Source organism: Polaromonas sp. P3_B4 (assembly GCF_056402835.1).
Map to the genome: position 1 here is coordinate 878,377 of NZ_JBFUGQ010000001.1, position 20,245 is coordinate 898,621.

The 20,245-nt window shown below is 60.7% G+C and carries 22 protein-coding genes; 6 read left to right on the forward strand and 16 right to left on the reverse strand.

The annotated features are described in order from the left end of the window. Positions 1–68 precede the first annotated feature (68 nt). Positions 69–1,043 carry an NADPH:quinone oxidoreductase family protein gene (locus AC1DVV_RS04310; protein ID WP_477701873.1) on the reverse strand — a complete coding sequence of 325 codons (975 nt, stop codon included), beginning with the start codon at positions 1,041–1,043 and terminating at the stop codon, positions 69–71. A 171-nt stretch (positions 1,044–1,214) separates the two neighbouring features. On the opposite strand from AC1DVV_RS04310, the gene surE reads away from it, so the two are divergent. The 3 genes from surE to AC1DVV_RS04325 all read left to right on the forward strand — a co-directional run bounded on the left by surE (position 1,215) and on the right by AC1DVV_RS04325 (position 3,911). Continuing rightward, on the forward strand, positions 1,215–2,012 hold the full coding sequence (gene surE, locus AC1DVV_RS04315; RefSeq protein ID WP_457278821.1) for a 5'/3'-nucleotidase SurE: 798 nt from the start codon (positions 1,215–1,217) through the stop codon (positions 2,010–2,012). Next, positions 2,009–2,866: a protein-L-isoaspartate(D-aspartate) O-methyltransferase gene (locus AC1DVV_RS04320; protein ID WP_477701874.1), complete on the forward strand. Its 858-nt coding sequence runs from the start codon at positions 2,009–2,011 to the stop codon at positions 2,864–2,866. The genes surE and AC1DVV_RS04320 overlap by 4 nt, the downstream gene beginning before the upstream one ends. A gap of 118 nt (positions 2,867–2,984) precedes the next feature. Further along, positions 2,985–3,911, forward strand: a complete 927-nt coding sequence (locus AC1DVV_RS04325) for a peptidoglycan DD-metalloendopeptidase family protein (protein WP_477701875.1) — start codon at positions 2,985–2,987, stop codon at positions 3,909–3,911. 207 nt (positions 3,912–4,118) lie between these two features. Here the strand turns inward: AC1DVV_RS04325 and AC1DVV_RS04330 are convergent, their stop codons facing one another. After that, positions 4,119–4,538 carry a VOC family protein gene (locus AC1DVV_RS04330; RefSeq protein ID WP_477667125.1) on the reverse strand — a complete coding sequence of 140 codons (420 nt, stop codon included), beginning with the start codon at positions 4,536–4,538 and terminating at the stop codon, positions 4,119–4,121. Between the two features lie 56 nt (positions 4,539–4,594). Between AC1DVV_RS04330 and rlmD the strand changes: the two genes are divergently transcribed. Next, positions 4,595–6,076: a 23S rRNA (uracil(1939)-C(5))-methyltransferase RlmD gene (rlmD, locus tag AC1DVV_RS04335; RefSeq protein ID WP_457278817.1), complete on the forward strand. Its 1,482-nt coding sequence runs from the start codon at positions 4,595–4,597 to the stop codon at positions 6,074–6,076. Positions 6,077–6,242: 166 nt separating this feature from the next. Here rlmD and AC1DVV_RS04340 read toward each other — a convergent pair whose 3' ends face one another. Continuing rightward, positions 6,243–6,932: a Bax inhibitor-1/YccA family protein gene (locus tag AC1DVV_RS04340; protein ID WP_457278816.1), complete on the reverse strand. Its 690-nt coding sequence runs from the start codon at positions 6,930–6,932 to the stop codon at positions 6,243–6,245. 192 nt (positions 6,933–7,124) lie between these two features. On the opposite strand from AC1DVV_RS04340, the gene AC1DVV_RS04345 reads away from it, so the two are divergent. After that, positions 7,125–7,532: a GlcG/HbpS family heme-binding protein gene (locus AC1DVV_RS04345; RefSeq protein WP_477649636.1), complete on the forward strand. Its 408-nt coding sequence runs from the start codon at positions 7,125–7,127 to the stop codon at positions 7,530–7,532. Positions 7,533–7,740: 208 nt separating this feature from the next. Here the strand turns inward: AC1DVV_RS04345 and AC1DVV_RS04350 are convergent, their stop codons facing one another. The 9 genes from AC1DVV_RS04350 to AC1DVV_RS04390 form a co-directional block, all read right to left on the reverse strand. Then, on the reverse strand, positions 7,741–7,959 hold the full coding sequence (locus AC1DVV_RS04350) for a hemin uptake protein HemP (protein WP_477649635.1): 219 nt from the start codon (positions 7,957–7,959) through the stop codon (positions 7,741–7,743). A gap of 161 nt (positions 7,960–8,120) precedes the next feature. Further along, positions 8,121–8,531 carry an ExbD/TolR family protein gene (locus AC1DVV_RS04355; RefSeq protein WP_477667126.1) on the reverse strand — a complete coding sequence of 137 codons (411 nt, stop codon included), beginning with the start codon at positions 8,529–8,531 and terminating at the stop codon, positions 8,121–8,123. A 71-nt stretch (positions 8,532–8,602) separates the two neighbouring features. Beyond that, positions 8,603–9,319, reverse strand: coding sequence for a MotA/TolQ/ExbB proton channel family protein (locus AC1DVV_RS04360; protein ID WP_457278812.1), 717 nt, complete (start codon positions 9,317–9,319; stop codon positions 8,603–8,605). Positions 9,320–9,348: 29 nt separating this feature from the next. Further along, positions 9,349–10,032 (reverse strand): energy transducer TonB, encoded by a 684-nt coding sequence (locus AC1DVV_RS04365; RefSeq protein WP_457278811.1) that lies wholly within the window; start codon positions 10,030–10,032, stop codon positions 9,349–9,351. Positions 10,033–10,164: 132 nt separating this feature from the next. Further along, complete coding sequence (locus AC1DVV_RS04370) at positions 10,165–10,410, reverse strand: (2Fe-2S)-binding protein (RefSeq protein WP_457278810.1); 246 nt, start codon at positions 10,408–10,410, stop codon at positions 10,165–10,167. Positions 10,411–10,691: 281 nt separating this feature from the next. Continuing rightward, entirely contained in the window at positions 10,692–11,399 is a 708-nt protein-coding gene (locus AC1DVV_RS04375; protein WP_457278809.1) for a Fe2+-dependent dioxygenase, read from the reverse strand. An 85-nt stretch (positions 11,400–11,484) separates the two neighbouring features. Then, positions 11,485–13,791: a TonB-dependent receptor gene (locus AC1DVV_RS04380; RefSeq protein WP_477688955.1), complete on the reverse strand. Its 2,307-nt coding sequence runs from the start codon at positions 13,789–13,791 to the stop codon at positions 11,485–11,487. 334 nt (positions 13,792–14,125) lie between these two features. Next, positions 14,126–14,602, reverse strand: coding sequence for a bacterioferritin (gene bfr, locus AC1DVV_RS04385; protein ID WP_457278807.1), 477 nt, complete (start codon positions 14,600–14,602; stop codon positions 14,126–14,128). A 140-nt stretch (positions 14,603–14,742) separates the two neighbouring features. Further along, the gene (locus AC1DVV_RS04390; protein ID WP_457278806.1) at positions 14,743–15,516 is read right to left on the reverse strand and encodes a ferredoxin--NADP reductase; all 774 of its coding nucleotides are present in this window, start codon (positions 15,514–15,516) and stop codon (positions 14,743–14,745) included. Here AC1DVV_RS04390 and AC1DVV_RS04395 point away from each other — a divergent pair. Further along, complete coding sequence (locus AC1DVV_RS04395) at positions 15,515–15,832, forward strand: hypothetical protein (protein ID WP_457278805.1); 318 nt, start codon at positions 15,515–15,517, stop codon at positions 15,830–15,832. The genes AC1DVV_RS04390 and AC1DVV_RS04395 overlap by 2 nt on opposite strands. Positions 15,833–15,945: 113 nt before the next feature. Here the strand turns inward: AC1DVV_RS04395 and AC1DVV_RS04400 are convergent, their stop codons facing one another. The 4 genes from AC1DVV_RS04400 to ahpC all read right to left on the reverse strand — a co-directional run bounded on the left by AC1DVV_RS04400 (position 15,946) and on the right by ahpC (position 19,992). Continuing rightward, a complete protein-coding gene (locus AC1DVV_RS04400) occupies positions 15,946–16,155 on the reverse strand; it encodes a hypothetical protein (protein WP_477667128.1) in 210 nt (69 codons plus the stop codon). Next, on the reverse strand, positions 16,152–17,324 hold the full coding sequence (locus AC1DVV_RS04405) for a PepSY-associated TM helix domain-containing protein (RefSeq protein WP_477701906.1): 1,173 nt from the start codon (positions 17,322–17,324) through the stop codon (positions 16,152–16,154). Before AC1DVV_RS04405 ends, AC1DVV_RS04400 begins: the two co-directional genes overlap by 4 nt. A 423-nt stretch (positions 17,325–17,747) precedes the next feature. Continuing rightward, positions 17,748–19,316: an alkyl hydroperoxide reductase subunit F gene (ahpF, locus tag AC1DVV_RS04410; RefSeq protein ID WP_457278803.1), complete on the reverse strand. Its 1,569-nt coding sequence runs from the start codon at positions 19,314–19,316 to the stop codon at positions 17,748–17,750. A 112-nt stretch (positions 19,317–19,428) separates the two neighbouring features. Then, the gene (gene ahpC, locus AC1DVV_RS04415) at positions 19,429–19,992 is read right to left on the reverse strand and encodes an alkyl hydroperoxide reductase subunit C (RefSeq protein WP_007874200.1); all 564 of its coding nucleotides are present in this window, start codon (positions 19,990–19,992) and stop codon (positions 19,429–19,431) included. Between the last annotated feature and the right edge of the window lie 253 nt (positions 19,993–20,245).

Sequence of the window (20,245 nt, forward strand, 5' to 3'; positions counted from 1 at the left end):
CCGCAAGGCTCGCGGGACTTTTTCATTTGGGGGCCTGGCGCGGCTGCCTTGCACAGGCGGGCCAGGCCCTAGTTCACCATGACCAGCTTGCCCTTCACGCCACGTGAGCCCATGTGGGTATAGGCAGCTTTCAGTTCGGCCATGGGCATGGTGCGGTCAATAACCGGCTTGATCTTGCCTTGGGCATACCAGCCGGCCAGCTCGGCCATCATGGCCGCATTGGCCTTGGGTTCGCGCTTGGCGAAGTCGCCCCAGAACACGCCGACGATGGATGCGCCCTTGAGCAGCGTGAGATTGAGCGGCAGGGACGGGATGGGTCCCGAAGCAAAGCCCACCACCAGGTAACGGCCCCGCCACGCGATGGAGCGAAAAGCCGGCTCGCTAAACTCGCCGCCGACCGGGTCATAAATCACGTCAGGTCCCTTGCCTTCGGTCAGTGCCTTGATTTCGTCACGCAGGTTTTTCGTGGTGTAGTTGATGGTGGCGTCCGCGCCAATGGACGCGCAAAGGGCGCATTTCTCATCGGTCGATGCGGCTGCGATTACGCGGGCTCCGGCGGCTTTGGCAATCTGTATGGCTGCGGTGCCGACACCGCCTGCAGCACCCAGCACCAGGACGGTTTCACCGGCCTTGAGTTGTGCGCGGTCCATCAGGGCGTGCCACGAAGTTGCGTAAATCATGATGAAAGCGGCCGCGTCCACGAAGGGAAATCCTTGGGGCAAGGGCATGCACAGGGCCGCCGGTGCAAGGGTGTGCGTGCCGAACCCCCCGGTGCCGGAGAGGCAGGCCACGTTGTGACCTACCTGGAGGTGCGTGACGCCTTCGCCCACCGCCTGGACCACGCCGGCGTATTCGGAGCCGGGCACAAAGGGCAGGGGTGGTTTCATCTGGTACTTGTTCTGCACGATCAGCAGGTCGGGAAAGTTCAGGCTGGCGGCCTTGATCTCAATCAGCACTTCGCCTGCCTTGGGTTGCGGTGTGGGCAATTCTTTCCAGGTCAGGGCGTCTACGCCGGTGGGGTTTTCACAAAGCCAGGCTTGCATGGAATGTCTCCGATAGAAGGAATGCTGCGACAGGTACAGAAGAAACAGAAGAAGAAAGGCGGGCCGCCAGCGGAAAGAGACGGCGCCTTGCCTGCATCATAGGCAAAGCGGCAGGTTTTGCGATGTCCGGCAGGGCTCAGGCTGTCGCAGCCGTGACCGTAAAATCAGTCCATGAAAATCCTCATTTGCAACGACGACGGTTACCAGGCCTCCGGCATCATTGCCCTCTATGAAGCGCTTAAAACCGTTGCCGATGTCGAGGTGGTGGCCCCCGAGCACAACAACAGCGCCAAATCAAACGCGCTGACCCTGCACTCGCCGATGTACGTGCAGACCGCGGCCAACGGCTTTCGCTACATCAACGGCACACCGGCAGACTGCGTCCATATCGCGCTGACGGGTTTGCTGGGCTACCGGCCGGACCTGGTGGTTTCAGGCATCAATAACGGCGCCAACATGGGCGACGACACGATTTACTCCGGAACCGTGGGCGCCGCCATGGAAGGCTACCTGTTCGGAATTCCTTCCATCGCGTTTTCCCAGACTGAAAAGGGTTGGGCACACATTGATGTGGCAGCCCGGCGTGCGGCCGAGCTGGTGCAGCAACTGATGCCCACGCTGGAGGCCGTGGCGGAAGGCGCTGAGCCGACGGTGCCGCCCTGGCTGCTCAATGTGAACATTCCCAACCTGCCCGACAACGAGATCCAGGGCGTGAAGGTGGCCCGCCTGGGACGCCGCCATGCGGCCGAACGCGTCATCGTGCAGACCAGCCCGCGCGGCGAAACCATGTACTGGATTGGCGGCGCAGGGCCTGCGAAAGAGGCTGGTGAAGGAACCGATTTTTATGCCACCAGCCAGAAGTTTGTGTCCATCACCCCGCTGCAGGTGGATTTGACCGATCATGAGCGTCTGCCTTATTGGGCTCAAACCGCTGCCCGGCTGGCCGAGTTGCACAAAAAATCGTCATGAAATCCAGCCTCAAACCGCCATTCAATCCCACTGCCAAAGCGCCGGCTGCAGCAGGCCGCCCGGCATTTCCGGTTCGCCTGAAGCCCGACGCGGGTGTCCCATCTGCTACAAAATCAATAGCTGGTAGCGCAAGACCAGAACGCGCTGCAAGCCAAAATAGCTTGAAGAAACCGGCACCGACCGCAGCCTCCGCGTTGCCGGGCGGTGTCGGCCTCGATTCGCACACCGTGCGCGCGCGCATGGTGAGCAAGCTTGCTGCGCAGGGTGTTGCCGATGCGTTGGTACTCGCCGCCATGGGGGCTGTCGAACGCCACCGTTTTGTTGACACCGCGCTGGTCAACCAGGCCTATGAAGACACCAGCCTGCCGATTGGCCTGGGGCAAACCATTTCCAAACCCAATGTGGTGGCCCGCATGCTGGAACTGCTGCGCCACGGCGCGGCCGGAAAGCTGGGGCGGGTGCTTGAAATCGGCACTGGCTGCGGCTACCAGGCCGCGGTGCTCAGCCATCTGGCGACGGAGGTCTACAGCATCGAAAGGCTGCGTGGCCTGCACGACAAAGCCAGGGAGAATCTGCGGACTTTACGCCTGCCCAATGTGCACCTGCTGTTTGGTGATGGCATGATGGGCTACGCCAAGGGCGCACCTTATGCGGCCATCATTGCTGCTGCCGGCGGGGAGGCCATTCCGCCTGCCTGGATTGATCAGTTGGCTATGGGCGGCAGGCTGGTGGCGCCCATGCAAACCGCCGGTGGTGCCCAGGCGCTGGTGGTGGTCGACAAAACCCCCCAGGGCGTCAGGCAGACCCTGCTGGAGGCCGTTCATTTTGTGCCTTTAAAATCGGGGACAAGCTGACGATCCGGCCACCTGCAGGACCCAGGCCGGTTATCGATATAGCAGTGACGGTATTGAACCATCCGATCATCCAGTTAACCAATACGCCATACCCGTCAGATTGACGACGAAAGAACCAATGAATCAAACCGTACGGCCGAACCGGGCAGTGTCTGTGGATGCCGCAGACGCAAGTCATGGCGCCCGCTCAACGCTCGGCAGGCTGGCCCTGCCATGCGCCCTGGCGGCAGCGCTGCTGCTTGCCGCTGGCTGCGGCACGCGTTCTACCACCCATGCCCCGGTTGAAGACCGCGGCACCGGGTTGTCGCGTCCCACGCCGGGCGCGGTGGACGCAGGCAATGTCAAACAGTTGCCCGGCTTTGAAAATGCCGGAAAACCTGGTTACTACACCGTTAAACCCGGTGACACCATGATTCGAATCGGCCTGGAAAATGGCCAGAACTGGCGCGACATCGTGCGCTGGAACAACCTTGAAAACCCCAACATCATCGAAGTGGGGCAGGTGCTGCGTGTGGTGCCGCCGACCAGTGAAAATCCACTGGTGGTGGCCCGTCCCGTGACGTCCGGCTCGGTCACCACGTCCACCGCATCCACCACGCCCACCCAGGCTGCCAGCACGGCGCGTCCTGCGTCAGCACCGGCTGGCACCAGCCCGGCATCCGCTGCAACGGGCGATGAAGACATCGCCTGGATCTGGCCCGCGCAGGGCACGATGCTGGCCGGTTTCGACGAAGCCAAAAACAAGGGTCTGGATATTTCCGGCAAGGCCGGTGATCCCGTCATTGCTTCGGCCGACGGCCGCGTGGTGTACGCCGGCGCCGGCCTGCGCGGCTATGGCAACCTGATCATCCTCAAGCACAACAACACCTTCCTGACAGCCTATGCCCACAACCAGACTTTGCTGGTCAAGGAAGACCAGAGCGTGAAGAAGGGGCAGAAGATCGCCGAGATGGGCAACAGCGACGCGGACCGCGTGAAGCTGCATTTCGAGATTCGCCGTCAGGGCAAGCCTGTCGACCCTTCCAGATACCTGCCTGCCAAATAAGCGGTGTTTTCATCCGCAGAAAGGAGCCCCGCGTTTGCTGGGCTCCTTTTTTTTGTTTCTGGTGTCTTGACGCTGCTTGCGTCAGGGCAAAGCTATCGAAAAATTTAAGAAAAGAAAGCCCGCAGACCAGTCTGGACGAGCGCAAGCAGCTATCTATTTTGTAGCAATTGGTTGCTGGGAAGTGCGGCCGGCTGCCTATGTTCGTGATCAGTGCGGCTGCAAAATCTCGTCGTAGCCACGGCCCTTGAACTCCAGCAGGTCAATGCCATGGCCAAAGGGGTCGGCCAGCCCCGCGATGCGTCCCCAGACCCGTTCAGCCACGGGCATTTCCAGAACGGCGCCGTGGCGCTGCAGCCGGTCAACCGCCGCATCAATGTCTTCCACCACAAAATCAAGGTGAACAGGCGTCCAGTGGCGCTGGTAGGTGCGAACACTCTCGCTGCCCTGACCGCTGGCGATCGGCCGGGTACCCGGCGCATTGAAGAGCAGATCGATCGGGCTGCTTGCACCGAGAATTTCCACGAAATCGCTCTTGAAACGGCGGCCTGTGCGCAGCCCGAGTGCCTCTGTGTAGAACTCGACAGCACGTTCCATGTTGTCAACATCGATGCAAATACGAAGCTCCATGGCGCCTTCCTTTCACGGGTTCAGAAAATGGTACCGCAGCCTGAGACAATTGGTGCATGACAGAAGAAAGCCAGAACAAGCAGCCAGCGACGGCGGCCGACTACCCGCCCGACGTGCTCGAGGTCGAGTCGCTCGACATTGAAGCCCAGGGAATTGCCCACAGGGCTGACGGCAAAGTGGTTTTTATCGAGGGCGCTCTGCCTTTCGAACGGGTAACTGCCAACGTCTACCGCAAGAAAAGCAGCTTTGAAAAAGCCATGGTGATGGCGATTCACCGTGAATCGTCCCAGCGTGTGCGGCCGGCATGTCCGCATTTCGGCATGCACACCGGCGCATGCGGCGGCTGCAAGATGCAGCATTTGCATGTGGGGGCGCAGGTGGCCGTGAAGCAGCGTGTGCTCGAAGACAATCTCTGGCACATCGGCAAGGTCAAGGCGGACAACCTGCTGCGGCCCATTGAAGGGCCGGCCTGGGGATACCGCTATCGCGCGCGGCTGTCGGTGCGGTATGTCCGCAAAAAGGGTGTCGTGCTGGTGGGGTTTCACGAGCGTAAAAGCGGCTACGTGGCCGATATGACCGAATGTCACGTGGTGCCCCGGCACGTCAGCGACATGCTCGTGCCGCTACGCGAGCTGATCGGCAGCATGGATGCGAAGGAAACCTTGCCGCAGATCGAACTGGCCTGTGGCGATGAAGTCACGGCCATGGTGCTGCGCCATATGGAGCCCCTAAGCCCCGGAGACTTGAACCGCCTGCGCGATTTCGCTGCGCAAAACCGCGGCCTGCAATGGTGGCTGCAACCGGGGGGCCTCGAGACGGTCAAGCTGCTGGACGACGCTGTGCAGGAGCTGAGCTACGGCCTGCCGGAGTTCGATGTGGTCATGCCGTTCAAGCCGACCGATTTCACGCAGGTCAATCCCCACATCAACCAGGTGCTGGTGTCGCGTGCACTGCGCATGCTGGCGGTGCAGCCGGATGAGCGGGTGATCGACTGGTTTTGCGGCCTGGGCAATTTCACCTTGCCGCTGGCCACGCGCGCCAGCGAGGTGCTGGGCATCGAGGGCAGTGAAGTCCTGGTCGCCCGTTCACGCGAGAATTTTGAAAGAAACAGGCCTGCATCCAGCGTCCGACGGGCGCTGGCAGCTACAAAATTTGTAGCGCGCAACCTGTTTGAAATGACGCCGGCGATGCTGGTGAAAGACGGCCGGGCCGACAAATGGCTGGTGGACCCTCCGCGTGAAGGCGCTTTTGAGCTCTTCAAGTCCCTGGCAGCGCTGCACCAGCAGATCGTCAGCGGCGTCCCCTGTGACGACGGTGAGCACCAGCAGAGCCTGGCCCTGAACGGCTGGGCGCCGCCGCAGCGCATTGTCTATGTAAGCTGCAACCCGGCCACCCTGGCGCGGGATGCGGGCGTGCTGGTGGACAGCGGCGCATACCGCTGCACGGCGGCCGGTGTGGTCAACATGTTCCCGCATACGGCCCATGTGGAGTCCATTGCGGTGTTTGATTTGGCCCCCACGGTCTCTCACTACGTGTAGCTCCCTGCCCCCGAGGGGGCCGCTGCGCCTGAGACTGGCAGAGCCTGATCCGCGGCCCTGGCTCGAATTGGAGAAGCCCCAAGCTCACCCTGCGGAGAATGACACGAGGTGCGCATGAAAAAAGGGCCCTGAGGCCCTTTTTTTATTCTGTAGCGAAGCGGATGGATCAGTCCCGGTCGCCGCCGAAGATGCCCAGCAGGGCCAGCAGGCTCTGGAAGATGTTGAACAGGTCCAGGTAAATGGCCAGGGTGGCGCTGATGTAGTTGGTTTCGCCGCCGTCGATCACCTGTTTCAGGTCATACAGCAGGTAGGCGCTGAAAACCGCGATCGCCAGCGTGCTGATGACTGCCATCATCATGGTCGAGCCGACGAACACGTTGATGACGGCTGCCACCATGATGACCAGCGCGCCGGCAAACAGCCACTTGCTCATGCCGCTCAGGTCCCGCTTGATGACGGTGGCCAGGCTGGCCATCACGAACATCACGCCGGCCGTACCGGCAAAAGCCGTCATGACCAGTGATGCGCCGTTGCTGAAACCCAGCACCATGGCGATCATGCGCGAGAGCATCAGGCCCATGAAAAAGGTAAAACCGAGTAGCACAGGCACGCCCGCGGCCGAGTTCTTGGTCTTTTCAATGGCGAAAATAAAGCCGAAGGCGCCTCCGAGGAACACGATCAGGCCCAATCCGCCCGTCAGGGAGCGGGTAATGCCCGTCGCCACACCCAGCCAGGCGCCCAGCACGGTGGGCAGCAGGCTCAGGGCCAGCAGCCAATAGGTGTTGCGCAGGACCTTGTTGCGTTGCTCGACGCTGGAAGCAACGCCGTAGTCGAGGGTTTGAACATTGTCAGTCATGAAAGTCGTCTCCGAGGCGCCAGCAAATGCGGGCAAGATTATTTTAGGGTGCATTGCCGTTTTTCCAGCCCTCACTCCCTACTTTTTGTAAGGGTTCTATAAGCTAATTTGGCGGCAATGCGGGTGAGGGGTGGCCTCAAATTTGCGTATGCTCGGTATCTTTGCCAATAAACTCCGGAAATCCTGAAGACCATGAAATCAAAAGCAGTGCTTGAACTCGCCGACGTCAAAACCATCGCCGCCGCCGCCGAGGCCGAAGCCCTCAAGAACAACTGGGCCGTCACCATTGCCATCGTCGACGACGGCGGCCACCTGCTGCACCTGCAGCGCCTGGACGGCGCGCCGCCCATTTCTTCGCACATTGCACCCTCCAAGGCCAACACGGCCGCCATGGGCCGCCGTGAGAGCAAGGTTTACGAAGATGTCATCAACGGCGGCCGTACGTCCTTTCTGTCGGCGCCCTACATCCACGGCATGCTCGAGGGCGGCGTGCCCATCGTGAAAGACGGTCAGTGCATTGGCGCTGTGGGTGTGAGCGGCGTGAAGTCCAGCGAAGACGCGCAAATCGCACGTGCGGGCATTGCCGCCATCGGCCTGTAAACCGCGTCGCAGCGGGAATAAAAAAGCCGGCCACAAGGTCGGCTTTTTTGTTGGCGCGAGCAGAACAACATCAAGGAAAAAAAGCCTGGCTAAACAACTCCAAAAGAGTCTGTGGCTGGCTAAAAACGACCTTGGAGGCTTGGTAGCCCCGGATCGCCCCACGATGAAACTGTGCTGGTGAAGAGGGTGATGAAACGGTGAAGGCGGCTTACTTGGTCAAAATCAGTTTGCCCAGGCGAGTGGCCTGAAGGCGATAAGTCGAGCCATTGTGGTTGATTTCCACCGCCTTTTGCCCGCGCAGGATTTCGGTGCTGTTGACGCAGGCGGCAGAGGCCCCCGAAGGATGGCCGCCAGAAGCGGTCTCTGTGTGCGCGGGGGCGCGGGCAGGAAGGCTCAAGGTATGGGAGGCGGGCATTGCGATGGACATGATGGTTAAACCTGTTTGGGTTTCGTTAAGTTAATGATAACCATTCTCATTTGAAAGTCAAGCGAATCCAGGCTGCGGTTTTGTTTCTTTCTGTGTGAAAAACCTGGAGTGCCTGTCCAGCAGGCATGCATCCAGGACCCGATGAGTCCTGCAGGCCCTGGTCAGTTCTTGGGTTCAGTGATGAAACCGATCTTGCGCAGCCCGGCCTGTTGGGCTGCTGCCATGGCTTGGGCCACGCGCTCGTAGCGAACCGATTTGTCGCCGCGGATATGCAGGTCTGGCTGCGGGTTCTGCGCTGCCGACGCCTTGAGCTGCGTGACCAGCTCTTCGTCTGAAACCTTGGTCTCGTTCAGGAAATAGCTGCCTTCCGCATCCACGCTCAGGCGAACCGTTTCCGGCTTGATGTTTTGCGCTTCGTTGGAGGCGCGCGGCAGGTCGATGTTGACGGAATGCTTCATCACGGGGACCGTGATGATGAAGATGATGAGCAGCACCAGCATGATGTCCACCATGGGCGTCATGTTGATCTCGTTCATCACCTCATCGCTGTCGTCTTGGGTTCCAAAGGCCATGGTGCTTCTCGGTCATTGAATGAGGGAGCTCCGCGGCTGTTGGGCGGCAGAGCAGGATAAAGGGTTGGCTTTCAGGCTTTTTTCATTGGCACAACATTGGCCTGTTGGCCGCTGGCGCTCACGCGGGCACCGGTCACGAAGTAGGCGTGCAGGTCATGCGCGAAGCGGCTGAGTTTTTGCAGAACGCCCTTGTTGCCGCGCACCAGCGCGTTGTAGCCCAGCACCGCCGGGATGGCAACCGCGAGACCCAGCGCCGTCATGATGAGCGACTCGCCGATCGGGCCAGCCACCTTGTCGATGGTTGCCTGGCCGGCCGCGCCGATGGACAGCAGCGCATGGTAGATGCCCCACACGGTGCCGAAGAGGCCGACGAAGGGGGCGGTGGAGCCGACCGAGGCCAGGATGGCCAGGCCCGACTGCAGCTTGCCGGTGAATTCGTCGATGGTGTTGCGCAGCGTGCGCGTGACCCAGTCGCTCACGTCCAGGGCGTCGTGCAGGTGTGCCTTGGTGTTACGGTGATGCAGCGTGGCTTCGCGGCCTTCCAGGGCCAGTTGGCGGAACGGGTTGGCGGGGTCCGAGCCCAGCTTGGTGAGGCCTGCGGCAAAGTCTTCGCTGTGCCAGAAGTCTTCAGAGGCGCGGGCGATCTTTTTGTACTTGATGAGGTCCAGCGTCTTGATGATGATGACCATCCATGACGCGAGCGACATGACCAGCAGCAGCACGGCCACCGATTTGGTAACGATATCGCCCTGGCTCCAGACGTTGGCAAGGCCGAATTGGGAATTCATGAATCAATACTCCACGGGTTTCAAAAAGATTACTCCAGGACGAAGTTGATGGGTACGTTGAACCACATCTCTTCGGCCACGCCGCCACGCTTGCCTGGCACGTAGCGCCAGCGCATGACGGTGGTGACCGCTGCCTGGTCAAGCCGGTCAAAGCCGCTTGACTGGCGGATTTCGGTTTTCTTCGCCTGGCCGTCTGCGCCGATCAGCACACGCACGATCACTTTGCCCTGCTCGCCAAGGCGCCGGCTGATGGGCGGATAGGCGGGCTTGGGGTTTTGCAGGTAGTCGGCATCGCTCGACGGCAGCTGCACTGCCGGTGGCGCGGGCGGCGTAACGGGTGCCACGGCCACAGGCGCTGGTGGCAGCGGCGGTGTGACAACGCCTGTCGGGGCATTGGGCGAGGGTGTTGGGTCTGCGATGGCCAGCGGCTGGGGCGCGGGTTTGTCGGGTGCCCTGGCAACCGCTTTTTTCTGCACGGTCGGCGTGGGTGGGGTAGGAGGGACGGGCTCCACCTTGGGGGCGGGCGGGTCCACGAATTGCGTGAGGATTTCTGCAGGAATCACGATTTCGGCGGCGCGCATCAACAAGCCGCTTTGCAGCGCCCAGATGAACCCCACGTGCAGGCCCACTACCACGAGCGCGATAACAGCATTGCGGCTGAGGGGCTGGCGCGGCGGGGCGGGGCGTGGCGCGGTGGAGAAAGTGGCGTTCATCGAGAGGGGGATAGGTGGGCGAATGGCCACATGAGGCGCGGTTTCGGTCAAAAAGGCAACCAGGAAACTAGCGGCGGAAGATCCACCACGCGGAACCTATCACCAGCACAAGGCTGACAGGAAGGGCCGAAATCAGTATTGGGGAGAAGGTTGCAAGGTGTTCCATGGGCTGCCTTCCAGCGTGTGGGCGGCGAGCTTGATGTTGGCCGTCGGGCAGCTGGCGCTGCACTGCGCCACCACGTCGCGGGCGCAGCCTTCGCACTGGCCGCACTGGGTGGCCACGCCGAGTTCGAACTGGATCTCGTCAAAGCCCAAGCCTGCTCGGGCATGGCGGGCAATTTCGCGGTCGGAGATTCGGCGGCAGACGCAAACGATCATGGATGGGCTTGGCTGGTGATTGATTCAATCGGTGCGTTGATTATAAATGCGAATCTATCGCATTTGCAATCATGGCACGCAGATTTCAGGAGGTGCGAGCCATTTGGAGCGGATTTTTGGCCTCATTTTTGAAGCCAAATTCAGCAGTAATCCTTACTGGATGTGCGCAAGGTGCTATAAATTAGATAGCGAAAAGGCAGTTCCTTGAGGCGAGCGAGGCATCCTGGGGGTGATGGGTTGCCAAGACCCTTCACGATGCAGGATAAACGCGGTCCAGCCGTCTAAACCTCAGCCCACATCCGCAGCAGGTTGTGATAGCAGCCTGTAAGCCGTACCACTTCGGCGCCTTCGGCCGCACCTGGGGTCGAGCGTTCCAGTTCCTTTTGGCGCAGAGAGGTAATGGCCATGTCCATCTCATACAAAAGCCGGCGTTGGGCATCGGAGCGCACCATGCTTTCAATCCAGAAGAAGCAGGCCAGCCGCTCACCGCGCGTGACAGGCTCCACGCGGTGCACCGATGTGCCTGGGTACATCACCAGGTCACCTGCCTCGAACTTGATGCGTTGTTCGCCGTAGGTGTCTTGCACGACCAGTTCGCCGCCGTCGTAGCTGGCCGGATCGCTCAGGAACAGCGTACAGGAAATGTCGGTTCGCACGTGCCGTGCTGTGGCGGCATGCGTGCGTACCGCGTTGTCAATGTGGTTGCCGAAATTGTTGGCGTCGCCGCCGTAGCGGTTAAAGAGCGGCGGATAGACCGATTTGGGCAGCGCCCCGGTCACGAACATCGGATTACGGGCCAGCGCCACCGACACGATGTGCCGCGCCTGCTGGGCGGCGGGCAGCTCTTCAGGCAGCTGCAGGTTGTTCTTGACGGCGCCGCTCTGGCTGCCGGCCGTGATGCGGCCGTCGGCCCAGTCGGCGGCCAGGATCAGCTGGCGGATTTGCGCGAGCTCGTCCGGCTTGAGGGCTTGTTGAATGCGAAGCAGCATGGTGGGGCTTCCCGAAAAGCGACTGAAAAAAAAAGGGCACCCGGAGTATCCCCCAGGTGCCCAACCTTGAAAACGTTCTTTTAAATCAGAACTTGCTGGTGAGCGTCACACGCACGCTGCGTGCGTCGCCGGGCGCCACAAAGCCGCGGTACAGCGTGTTGTAGTAGACCTTGTCAAACAGGTTGTCGATGTTCAGCTTGACGGTGTTTTTTTCATTGATGCGGTATTCCACCAGCGCGTCGGCCTTCACGTAGCCCGGCACCCGGTTGGTGGCCGTGACGGCATTGGCCGGCTTGTTGGTGCTGACGGCGGTGAAGCCGCCGCCGATACGCCACTTGTCGCCGATGCGGTAGGTGGTGAACAGGTTGGCCTGGCGGCTTGGGCTCAGCCCCGGGTTCTGCCCGATCTCGGCAGTGGCGCCGGTCTTGTCGATCCTCGCCGTCAGGAAGCCGATGCCCGCAAAGACATCCCACTGCGGCGTGATGCGGCCGGCGACCTCAAATTCCAGCGCATCGGTGTGCCGCTTGCCGGACAACAGGTAGGAGTTGGTGCTCGTGTCGATGTCGGTGTTGCGCTCGTTGTACTTCTCTGTGCGGGCCAGGGCTGCGCGCAGTGACAGGTCACCGCCGTAGAGCTCCCACTTGGCGCCAATTTCCATGTTGCGGCTGCTCTCGGGCGGCGTGTTGGCAGAGTTCGGGTCGAATTGGTACAGGTCGCCGGAGGTATTGAACGACGTGCCATAGGCGGCGTAGTAGCTGACCTCATCGGTCGGCTGATATATCACGCCCAGCCGTTTGCTCAGCAGGCTGTCGGATCTGGCGAGTGTCCCGTTGTTGGGCGGCGTGCCGGTGGGTCGCTGGTAGTCGGCCTTGAAGTTATCAACGCGCAGGCCGGCAACCAGCTTCCAGTACTGTGTGAGGTCGATCGTGTCCTGCATGTACAGGCCCAGCGTAGTGGCCTTGAATGCCGTTTCCAGTCTCTGCGTGTAATTGCCCCCGATACCGGTGCTGATGGGATTGCCCACAGTGGTGGTCGGCTTGGCCCCCGTCAGGAGGGGGTAGCTAAGGCGGTCGGAATTTTCCACGGCGTACTCGGCGCCGATCAGCAGGCTGTTCTTGCGGCCGAACCACTGGGTGGTCGTGAGGTAGTCGGTTTGCAGGAATGTGTGGTGTTCGTTGCCCGCCTTGGCATTGCCGGCGCTGGTGGCGCCGCGGCTCACCACCGTGTTGGCGCTCAGGTTGGCCAGGGTCGTGCCGGCGGCAAAGCTGGCCTGCGTGGCGCGCAGCGTGCGTGAGTAGTAGCCGTCGCGCACCGTGGTTTTCAGGCTGCTGCCGTCGGTCCATCGGTGGGTATGGCTCAGGGTGACAGCGTCGGCCTTGTCGTTCTGGAAATCGGTGTTGAGGCCATACCAGTATTTCTCGGTGCCAGGCGCGGGGCGGCTGTTGAACCAAGCAAAGCCCCAGTCGGGCTTGTCGTTGTAGTGCAGGTGGTAGTAGCTGATTTCAAATTCGTTCGCTGTGCCGATGCCGAAGCGGTAGTCCAGGGCCAGGCCCCGGCGATGGGTGGAGGCGCTGGCGTTTTCGCCGCGGCCATCGCCGTCTGTCGCCATGGCGTTGATGCGGAGAGCCGCGTCGTCGTCCAGCTTGAAGTTGAAGTCGCCCTGGTAGCGTTGGTAGCCTTTGGTGCCGACGGTGGCGTTCACTTCGTGCTCGGTGATCAGGCGTGGCTGCTTGCTGACCTGGTTAATCACCCCGCCGGTGGAGCCGCGGCCGAACAGCATGGAAGCAGCACCACGCAAGACTTCCACGCGCTCGGTGTTGAAGTTGTCGCGGTTGTACTGCGCGATGTCGCGCATCCCGTCCATGTAAATGTCGCCCGCCGCGCTGAAGCCGCGAATGCGGATGTTGTCGCCGACCCGTCCGCCTTCGCCCGCTTCAAAGGTGATGCCGACGACGTTTTCGAGTGCGCTCTTGAAGCTGTCCTTGCCCTGGTCGTGCATCAGCTTTTCGTTGACGACCGTCAGCGACTGGGGAACGTCCTTGGCCGGCACGGGCATCTTGCCGACACTGGTAATGCCGCTCTGGTAGGTCTGGCTGGCGCGATCGCGTGTGCCTGTCACTGTGACGGGGGCCAGGCTTCTGCCTTCAACAGGTGTTGCAGAGGTGGACGACGTAGCGGTCGTGTTGCCGGTGCTGGGCGTCGGGGTGATGCTCTGGGCCCAGCCCGACACCGAAACAGCCAGCATGAGCGCACCAAGCGGGAGCAGTGTTTTGTCGGAAGATGCGGCAGGATTGGCAACCGGGCTGGCAAACGGCGTGAAGTTGTCGGCGCCCATGGTGCGGTTTTTTTTGTTGCGCGCAGGGCGTGCGGCGCGAGCGGAAGGGTGTGCCAAGATGGCCTCCAAGCAGGGTCCTGCCTTGCAGGCGGTGGACCGGGTTCAGGAAAAAGCTTGGCTGGCTCAGAATGCCCGGGGGCGCGAGTTGGCTGGCTCGTAAAGTTCGCTCGAAGTGTATATCAAATGATAATGATTCGTAATCTGTTGTGTCTGAATGTTGCGGGAATAAGGGCGAAAACGGTGGTTGTGTGGCAAAAAGGCCAAATTCAGTAGGCGACAAAAAGAGCTTCTGAAAACCAGGAGCGGTCAGCGTTGGCGCAAACAAAAAAACGGGGCCTGTGCCCCGTCTTTTTTGTGCCAGGTATGTCACCGGGCTATTTCAAGACCACATTCAGCTCAGCTCGCCCATCTGGCTTTGCAGGTAGTTTTGCAGGCCAACCTTGCCAAGCAGTTCAATCTGCGTTTCCAGGAAGTCGATGTGCTCTTCGGTGTCATCGAGGATCTCCTGTAGGAGGTCGCGCGAGACATAGTCGCGTACGCTTTCGCAGTGGGCAATGCCGTCCTTGATGGTGGCCTGTGCACCGGTTTCGGCTTTCAGGTCGCAGTTCAGGGCTTCTGGAACATCCTCGCCGATCATCAGCTTGCCCAGGTCCTGCAGGTTGGGCAGGCCATCGAGCATGAAGATGCGGTCCATCAACTTGTCGGCGTGCTTCATTTCGCCGATGGACTCTTCGTATTCCTTCTTTGCCAGCTTGTCCAGGCCCCAGTGCTTGTACATGCGGTAGTGCAGGAAGTACTGGTTGATGGCCGTGAGCTCGTTCTTCAGCTGCGCCTGCAGGTGAGCGATGACTTTTGCGTCGCCTTTCATGGGAATTCCTTATCGTTGTGTAGTGCGGATCGCCCATTGTCACTGGCCGCGTGCCGTAACTCAAGCATTCCCCTGCTGGGGCGGTCTGGTTGCGTTTGATTGTGAGAAACGTTCGCATTGCAAACGTTTCCCGTTGTCAGTCAGCGCTCGGCAAATGCGCGTTCCACCACGAAGTGGCCGGCTCGCTGCATGTTGCCTTCCTCAAAGCCGCGCTCTTCCAGCATGGCCTTGATGTCGCGCAGCATGTCGGGGCTGCCGCACAGCATCAGGCGGTCGTTCCCGATAGAGATCGCGGGCAAGCCCAGGTCGCTGTACAGCTTGCCCGACTGCATGAGCTCGGTGATGCGGCCTTCGTTGCGAAAGCGCTCGCGCGTCACGGTGGGGTAATACAGCAGGCGTCCGCGCACCAGCTCGCCGAGGAACTCATGCTCGTGCAGCTCGTGCTCGATCAGCTCGCGGTAGGCCAGCTCGGCGCTGGTACGGCAACCGTGCACCACCACCACGCGCTCAAATCGCTCGTAAGTGTCTGGGTCCTTGATCAGAGAGAGAAAGGGCGCCAGACCGGTGCCGGTGGCCAGCAACCACAGCGTCTTGCCAGGTAGCAGGTTTTGCAGCAATAGCGTGCCGGTGGGTTTGCGTCCGACCAGGATGTCGTCGCCCGGCTTCAAGTGCTGCAGCCGCGAGGTCAGCGGGCCGTCGGGCACCTTGATGCTGAAAAATTCCAGCTGGTCTTCATGGTTGGCGCTGGCCACACTGTAGGCGCGCAGCAGCGGTTTGCCGTCCACGGGCAGGCCGATCATGGTGAATTGGCCGTTGACGAAGCGAAAGCCCGAATCGCGCGTGGCGGTGAAGCTAAATAGTGAGTCGGTCCAGTGGTGGACGGAAATAATGCGTTCTGTGTTGAAGGCGCTCATGAGAGAAAAAGAAGAGAAGGGGAAAGAAATGGGGGGACGAGAAAGGGCTTTGGGTGATGCAAGGGACTCACCGCGCATCCCTTCAGGTCGTGCCCTCAGATCGTGCGTGAGCAAGCCTGAATTTTATAGCCTGGGCGGGCCTGCCGCCGGTGATGGCTATAGACGCCACACCGGCGCCAAGGTCAGGCACATCACCATCGCATTTCGCGCGGCGACAGAACTCAAGCGCCAGGCAGCCGCCCCTGGGCAAGTATGGCCCGTGAAGGCTTTATTGGGGTTGCTATCAAATCAGGAGCTGTCTGCGCTTGTTTTATAAGGGTTTCAGGCACTTTTCCCATGAGATTTTGGTGTTTTTGTGCTTCGCTTCAAAGTGCTGCCACGTTAACTTTACCTATCGCACCAGAACAAAAAAACCGGTCACCCACCCATTCAGCGTTTGCGAGGCCCGCCGGGCACCCACGAGAACCAGGCCATCACGGCCACGGGCACGCCCAACCCCAGCCAGCACCACCAGTCGCCCCAGCCGTCAGACACCAGTGCGGTCAGCAGGCCGGTGATGCTGAGCATGCCCAGCACGAGGGGCCAGCGCCACAGGCGCCAGAAAGCGGAGCCCTTCGCGGGATCGGCCTTTGCGCTCACACGGCACCGCCAGTCGTTTCATGGCGTGCGGCATGCGGCGCTGATGCTTGCCCTGCTGTTTTTTCCGGCTTCGCTGCTTTGGCCGGATTACGCCGTCCAAGCCACAGGTAAAGGCCGCTGCCCAGCACGATGATGGTTGCGATGTCCAGCAGGGCCCAGAGGATTTGCATCGGCATGCCGCCGTAGTCGCCGAAGTGCAGCGGCTGCGACACCAGTAGCGCGGTGAGATACCAGGGCAGCGGCGGGCTGGCGGTGAGCGCATTGGTGCCGGCGTCCACCAGCACCGGCTTGAGCAGCCGCGAGTTGAAGGGCTCATTGCCGCGCAGGAACACGGTGTAGTGGTGCGGGCTTGAAAACGATGTACCCGGAAAAGCGATAAAGGCCATCTTCATCTCAGGCGCCAGAGCGGTCGCTGATGAAGCTGCCTGCTGCACCGAGGCCAGGCGGGCTGGCGGTTTTTGCCCCTGGTAGGGCGCCAGCAGAGAGCTTAGCTGGTCGTACTGCCAGTACTTGATCAACAGGTCGGCCCAGGTGTTGATCATGCCCGTGGCGCCCACGGTGAAGGCCCACACCAGCGTCACGATGCCCAGCAGGTTATGCAGGTCCAGCCATTTGGCGCGCGGGCGGGTTTGCCGCACTGTGCCGAAGTCCAGCTTGCGCATGAAGGGCGCATACAGCACCACACCCGAGACAATCGCCACCAGCAGCAAGAGTCCCATGAAGCCCAGAAAGAGCTTGCCCGCGAGTCCGGCAAAGAGGTCAACGTGCAGCTTGAACATTACATACATAAAGCCTTCGTCGAACTTGGGCTGGGCCAGCACAGCTGCGGTGCGTGCATCGACGGCGACGGTCTTGTTACCCACCTCGGACAGCGGCGTGTCACCCAGCGTGACGTACCAGAAGCGGTCGTCGTCGATCTCATGGGACGCGAACATGGGCACCTTGCCCGGGTGCAGTGCCTGTGCGATTTCCATGACCTTGTCCAGGCTGGCGCGCGGTGTGCCCTTCGGTAAATCGGGCGCCTCAACTTCGGTGCCCAGCAGGTGGCCGATCTCATGGTGAAAAATCAGCGGCAGCCCGGTCAGGCACAGCAGCAGCATGAAGACAGTGCAAACCAGGCTGCTCCATTTATGCACCCAGGTCCAGGTCTTGATGCGCCGGCTGTCCATTTTTGCGGTCGTCTTCATCGGGATTTTCCATTTTGTGGCCTGAACCCTGGAGTCGTCAGGCGGCGCGGGGCGTGCGGCAGGTGCATGGTGAGCAAGGTCAAAACTCCTGGGAAGGACCACCAGAAAACTGGCGTGCACACGACAACCCGAACGCCACAGCAGGTAGCGAAATTCGAGGGGCAGGTGAGCGGGTTGTTGGCTTGCTACGCCCTGCGGCGCGAGCAGGCTGCAGGGCTGTTGGCTAGCGAAAGAGGATGCTGGGAACTATACATCAGATGAGAGTAATTCTCATCTGATGAACCCTTCGAAATGTCTGGTTTTAGAGGGGGATTCGCATTCTGCGTGCGAAAAAAAAGCCGCCCCGATTGAGGGCGGCTTTTGAGCTTCAGCGGTTCAGCACATGGCCGGACCGTCACCGATGCATTACGCGGCGATAGGGCTACGGATCAGGTAGTCAAACGCGCTGAGCGCCGCCTTGGCGCCTTCACCGGCCGCGATGATGATCTGCTTGAAGGGCACGGTTGTCACGTCGCCCGCCGCGAACACGCCCGGCACCGAAGTCTGGCCCTTGGCGTCGACGATGATCTCGCCGTGTTTGGACAGGTCCACCACGCCCTTGAGCCAGTCGGTGTTGGGCACCAGGCCGATCTGGATGAACACACCTTCAAGCTCAACGGTTTTCAGCTCGCCGCTGGCGCGGTCTTTGTAGATCAGGCCGTTGACCTTCTGGTCGCCGGTGATTTCGGTCGTTTGCGCGTTGGTGAACACCGTCACGTTCTGCAGGCTGTTCAGCTTGCGCTGCAGCACGGCGTCGGCGCGCAGCGCAGTGTCGAACTCGATCAGCGTCACATGGCCGACGATGCCGGCCAGGTCAATCGCCGCCTCGACGCCCGAGTTGCCGCCGCCGATCACCGCCACGCGCTTGCCCTTGAAGAGCGGGCCGTCGCAGTGCGGGCAGTAGGCCACGCCCTTGTTCTTGAACTCGTGTTCGCCGGGCACGTTGATGTTGCGCCAGCGTGCGCCGGTCGAGATCACGATGGACTTGCTCCTGAGCGAGGCGCCGCTTTCAAGCTGCACTTCAATCAGGTTTTTGTCCGGCCCGCTGTTCGGCACCAGCGCCTTGGCGCGCTGCAGGTTCATGATGTCAACGTCGTAGTTGCGCACGTGCTCTTCCAGCGCGTGGGCAAACTTGGGGCCTTCGGTTTCCTTGATGGAGATGAAGTTCTCGATGCCCAGTGTGTCCAGTACCTGGCCGCCAAAGCGCTCGGACGCCACGCCGGTGCGGATGCCCTTGCGTGCGGCATACACAGCCGCAGCTGCGCCGGCCGGGCCGCCGCCGACGATCAGCACGTCGAAGGCTTCCTTTTTGTCGATGATTTTGGCTTCACGTTCCACGCCGCTGGTGTCGATCTTGGCCAGGATTTCTTCCAGGCTCATGCGGCCGTTTCCGAACATGGTTCCGTTGAGGAAGACCGTGGGCACGCCCATGATCTCGCGCTCCTTCACTTCATCCTGGAAGGTACCGCCCTCGATCATGGTGGTCTTGATGCGCGGGTTTTGCACTGCCATCAGGTTCAGCGCCTGGACCACATCCGGGCAGTTGTGGCAGGTCAGCGAGACATACACCTCGAAATCGAAATCGCCGTCGAGCGCGCGGATCTGCTCCAGCACGGGTTGCTCGACTTTGGGCGGGTAGCCGCCGATCTGCAGCAGCGCCAGGATCAGCGAGGTGAATTCATGGCCCATGGGCAGGCCGGCGAAACGCGGGCCGTGGTTTTCACCGGGGCGGTTGATCGAAAACGAGGGCTTGCGGTGCGGGTCGTCGCGGCTTTCGGTCAGTTTGACCAACGGCGAGGACTCAGCCACGTCTTTCAGCAGCGACAGCACTTCGCCCGAAGCCTCGCTACCGTCGAGCGAGGCGACGATTTCGATGGGCGCAGTGGCGCGTTCGAGATAGCTTTTCAGTTGGGCTTTGGTGGCGTCGTCGAGCATGAGGGACTCACTTTCAATTTCAATGGGGAACAAAAAAGCCCGGGACGGCACACACGCGTGTGCCGGGGCCCGGGCCTTCGTCAGGAAGGCAGCGGGGCTGCTTGTTGGATTTTTAGATCTTGCCAACCAGGTCGATGGACGGGGCGATCGTCTTGGCGCCTTCGTTCCACTTCGCAGGGCAAACCTGGCCGGGGTGTGCGGCGGTGTATTGGGCCGCCTTCAGCTTGCGCAGGGTTTCCTTGACGTCACGTGCAATCTCGTTGGAATGCACTTCAGCCGTCTTGATGACGCCTTCGGGGTTGATCACGAAGGTACCGCGCAGTGCCAGGCCTTCTTCGGGGATGAACACGTCAAAGGCTTTGGTCAGCGTGTGGGTAGGGTCGCCCACCAAGGGGAACTTGGCCTTGCCGACGGCAGGGGAGGTTTCGTGCCAGACCTTGTGCGAGAAGTGCGTGTCGGTGGTGACGATGTAAACCTCTGCACCGGCCTTCTGGAATTCGGCGTAGTTGTCAGCAGCATCTTCAACTTCCGTGGGGCAGTTGAAAGTGAATGCAGCCGGCATGAAGATCAGGACCGACCATTTGCCCTTCAGCGATTCGTCTGAAACGTCGATGAACTTGCCATTGAGGAAAGCTTGGGTTTTGAAAGGCTGGACTTGGGTATTGATCAGGGACATCTAGATGGCTTCCTATGCTGGGTTAAAGAACTGGTAAAAATGCTTTCGAGACGATAGTATAACTCTTTTATATTTCATGTATCGATAGATATTAACTATTTATCGAATAGGCGTGGTGCGGCGATTTTTGCCTGTCCATTCTTGTTATTCGCTGTGACCAGGTGGTGACTGACGGAGGGGAACACAGAGCGGGAGACGCACGAAGGGTGTTATCACCCAGACTATTTTGCATCTAATTGTTGCGAATGAGAAT